1 protein-coding gene is annotated in these 2286 nt (G+C 68.3%); it reads left to right on the forward strand.

Features of this window, described 5'->3' with window-relative positions; all coding sequences use genetic code 11:
• A partial coding sequence (locus tag FOF48_RS36105) for a condensation domain-containing protein (RefSeq protein WP_143909549.1) occupies positions 1 to 2286 on the forward strand: 2286 nt, incomplete at both ends.

Below are 2286 nucleotides of genomic sequence, written 5' to 3' on the forward strand. Positions count from 1 at the left end.
GGAGGGGGAGGAGCTGAAGGCCCAGCTGAGGCAGGGGCTGCCGGAGTACATGGTGCCGGGCGTGGTGATGGTGCTGGGCGCGCTGCCGCTGAATGCGAATGGGAAGGTGGACCGCAAGGCGTTGCCGGAGCCGGAGGCACCGAAGGCAGGGAGCGCGTACGAGGCGCCGAGGACGCGGACGGAAGCGAAGCTGGCGGGCATCTGGGCGGAGGTGCTGCGAGTCCCGCGAGTGGGAGTGAGGGACAACTTCTTCGCGTTGGGTGGGCACTCACTGCTGGCGACACAGGTGGTGTCGCGGGTGAGGATGGAGACAGGAGCGGAGCTGCCGCTGCGCGCGTTGTTCGAGGCGCCCACGGTGGAAGCCCTCGCCCTGCGACTGGAGAAGACCGGATCCGCGAAGGCTCCCGCGCTGGTGCCCGTGTCCAGGGATGCACCGTTGCCGCTGTCGTTCGCGCAGCAGCGGCTGTGGTTCATCGACCAACTGGAGCCAGGCACGGCGCTCTACAACGTGCCCGTGGCGGTGCGACTGGAAGGCACGCTGCGCCAGGACGTCCTTGAGCGGGCGTTGGGCGAGGTCGTGCGCCGTCACGAAGCCCTGCGCACGACGTTCGTGGCCGGAGACCCGGAGCCGGTGCAAAGGACCGCGTCCCACGGCGCATTCACGCTGTCGGTGGACGACCTGACCTCGAATGATGGGGACGCTCGTGAAAGCGCAGCCCGTCGGCGCGTGGAGCAGGAAGTGCTGCGGCCCTTCGAACTCGCGCACGGGCCGCTGTTCCGGGCGTTGCTGTTGAAGTTGGACGCGCGCGAGCACGTGCTCGTCGTCACGATGCATCACATCGTGTCGGACGGGTGGTCGCTCGGTGTGCTGGTGCGCGAGGTCGGGGCGCTCTACGCGGCTTTCGTGCAGGGGCAACCGTCGCCGTTGCCGGAGCTTCCGGTGCAGTACGCGGACTACGCGGCGTGGCAGCGTGGCTGGTTGCAGGGCGCGACACTCCAGCGCGAAGTGGACTACTGGAAGCGGAAGCTCTCCGGTGCGCCGCCTGTGTTGGAGTTGCCGACAGACCGCCCGCGTCCCGCGGTTCGGACCACCGCCGGTGCGACGCTGCCCTTCCTCTGGCCGCGGGAACTCGCACAGGAACTGAGGGGCCTCGCGCAGCGCGAGGGTGCCTCGCTCTACATGGTGCTGCTGGCGGGCTGGCAGGTCCTGCTGTCGAGGTATTCGGGCCAGGAGGACATCAGCGTGGGCTCGCCCATCGCCGGCCGCACGCGCTCGGAGGTAGAGGGTCTCATCGGCTTCTTCGTCAACACGCTGGTGCTGCGGACGGACCTGTCTGGAGCCCCCAGCTTCCGGAGCCTTCTCCAGCAGGTGCGTGAGACGGTCCTGGAGGCTCAGGAGCACCAGGAGGTGCCGTTCGAGAAGCTGGTGGAGGCACTTCAGCCCGAGCGAAGCCGCAGCCACTCGCCGCTGTTCCAGACGCTGTTGGCGCTCCAGAACGTACCCGTGGGCGAGGCAATGCTCCCGGGCATGTCGCTCAAGCCCGTGACGCTTGAAGGCAGGACGTCGAAGTTCGACCTGAGCGTCTTCTTCATGGAGACGGCGGACGGGTTGAGCGGGGTGTTCGAATACAGTACCGACCTGTTCGAGCCCGCCACGGTGCGCCGCATGGTGGAACACCTGCGCGTGCTGTTGGAGGGCGTGCTCCTTCAGCCAGAAGCCGCTGTGACACGCCTCCCGATGCTGGACGCGGCCGAGCGTCGGCAGGTGGTGGAGCTCCAGAACCAGACGGCCACGGACTACCCCCGCGATGTCTCCGTGCACGCGCGATTCGAGGAGCAGGCGAGGAGGAGGGCCGGAGAGGTGGCGCTGAAGAGCGCGGAGGAAGGCGGGACGCTGAGCTACGGGGAGCTGGAAGCGAAGGCGAACCAGCTGGCGCGCCACTTGAGGGGCCTGGGGGTGAAGCGAGGCACGCGAGTGGGCGTGTACGTGGAGCGCTCGGTGGAGATGGTGGTGGGGCTGCTGGCCATCCTGAAGGCGGGAGGCGCGTACGTGCCGGTGGACCGCAAGTACCCAGCGGAGCGAGTGGCGCTGATGCTGGAGGAAGCGGGAGTGGAGGTGACGCTGACGCAGTCCGCGCTGGTGGAGAAGTTGCCAGCGAGCGCGGGGAAGGCGTTGGCGTTGGACACGGCGTGGAAGGAAGTAGCGACGCAGCCCGAGAGCGGGTTGAGCAGCGAGGTGGGAGGAGAGGACCTGGCGTACGTGATGTTCACGTCAGGGAGCACGGG

The sequence above is a fragment of the Corallococcus sp. Z5C101001 genome (assembly GCF_007352635.1).
Lineage (GTDB): Bacteria > Myxococcota > Myxococcia > Myxococcales > Myxococcaceae > Corallococcus > Corallococcus silvisoli.